The organism is Sphingorhabdus sp., from assembly GCF_023910635.1.
GTDB lineage: Bacteria > Pseudomonadota > Alphaproteobacteria > Sphingomonadales > Sphingomonadaceae > Sphingorhabdus_B.
The window spans coordinates 1-1,644 of the sequence record NZ_JAAVVZ010000082.1 but is presented as its reverse complement, the minus strand read 5'-3'; the positions used below and the strand labels follow the sequence as shown (position 1 = coordinate 1,644).

Genomic DNA, 1,644 nt, shown 5'->3' with positions numbered 1-1,644 from the left:
TTTGGCGTCGGGCCGCCCCTAGCAGGGGTTTTGTTGCGATGCAAGATGGCGATTGTCGCTTGTGTAGCGGGAATCGTGATGCCGAACTTTCTCTCCTCATTATTCGTAGTTTTCCGGCCTAAACTTGTTTCAGGATGATAAACTGCCGTAGGGCGTTATCCTGAAAAAAGTGCAGAGCGATAAAATGGAGAGTGTAATGGGTGAAATGATTCGCATGACGATGTCGGATGGTGCGGAAATCGCGGTTTACCATGCCGAAGCTGTGGGTGAACGGCGCGGCGGGCTTGTTCTGGTGCAGGAAATATTTGGGGTGACCGACCATATCCGCGAATTGTGCGATGAATATGCCGTCGATGGATATGAGGTGTTGTCGCCCGCCATTTTTGACCGCGAGCATCCGGGATTTGAGGCGGCGTATACCGGGCCCGATTACAACCGCGCTGTCGAGTTGGCCCGGGACCTGCATCCGTTCACGCAATCGCTCAATGATGCGCAGGTTTGCATAGATGCGCTCAAAGACAAAGGGCCGGTGTTCATAACCGGATATTGCTATGGCGGCTCGGTCGCTTGGGCAATGGCGGGGATCAGCGATGATCTTGCCGCAGCAAGCTGTTATTATGGCAGTCTCGTGCCGACCCTATATGCCGACAAGGCACCCAAATGTGCCACCATCGCCCATTTCGGACGCTATGACGCGGGCATACCGATGGAGGGCGTCGAAGCGCTCATCGAAAAGGCGCACCCGACGGCGCAGATATTTGTCTATGACGCCAATCACGGGTTCAATTCCGACCGGCGCAAGGATTATCACGAACCCAGCGCCGATCTGGCGCGGGAACGCACGCTTACCCTGTTTCACGCTTGCGGGGGGTGACGGCGCACATGACACCAAGCGCATGACAAAGCCGATTGCTGGCGTGGGAAAGCGGGCAGGGCGGTCTGTTTTCAGTGTAGGCCAGTACCCATTTTTTAAGGATACAAAGCCCGCACAAAATAGAGCCCTTCGGGTGGTGCATTTTCGGCCAGAGCTGATCGGTCAGCGGCATCGAGCGCAGCCTTCAAGTCGGCCGCTGTCCAGCGGCCAAGTCCGACGGCGACAAGGCATCCGACCATGGAGCGCACTTGATGGTGCAAGAAGGACAAAGCCGCTGCCTCGATAATCACATGCTGCCCCTCCCGCCGCACATTGAGGCGGTCGAGCGTTTTGACGGGGCTGGCGGATTGGCAAGCGGTGGAGCGGAAGGTGGTGAAATCATGCAGGCCGACAAGAATCTGCGCGGCGTTATGCATTGCATCGGCATCCAATTCCGGTCCGACGCGCCAGACGCGGCCCTTTTCCAGTGTTAGCGACGCACGGCGGTTGAGGATGCGATATTCATACGCCCGGCCAATGCAGCTATACCGCGCATGCCAATCGTCGGCGACTTCTTCGCATGCCAGTATCGCGATGGGGTGCGGGCGCAAATGCGCGTTGATGGCCTCCATCAAGCGGAAGGCGGATAGGCCTTTTTCGACATCGACATGCGCGCGCATGCCAAGCGCATGGACACCTGCGTCGGTGCGGCCAGCGCTGTAGACCAAAGTTTTTTCGCCAGTGGTTTTGAATATCGCCTCTTCGATCGCGCCTTGGACCGAGGGGCCATG

General features: G+C 57.5%; 2 protein-coding genes. One reads left to right on the top strand and one right to left on the bottom strand.

Annotation, left to right across the window (positions count from 1 at the left end; all coding sequences use genetic code 11):
* The first annotated feature begins 196 nt into the window (after window positions 1-196).
* Complete coding sequence (locus tag HEQ34_RS14355; RefSeq protein WP_296201599.1) at window positions 197-874, top strand: dienelactone hydrolase family protein; 678 nt, start codon at window positions 197-199, stop codon at window positions 872-874.
* A 95-nt stretch (window positions 875-969) separates the two neighbouring features.
* Here the strand turns inward: HEQ34_RS14355 and truA are convergent.
* On the bottom strand, window positions 970-1,644 hold a 675-nt coding region (gene truA / locus HEQ34_RS14350), incomplete at its 5' end, for a tRNA pseudouridine(38-40) synthase TruA (protein WP_296201598.1).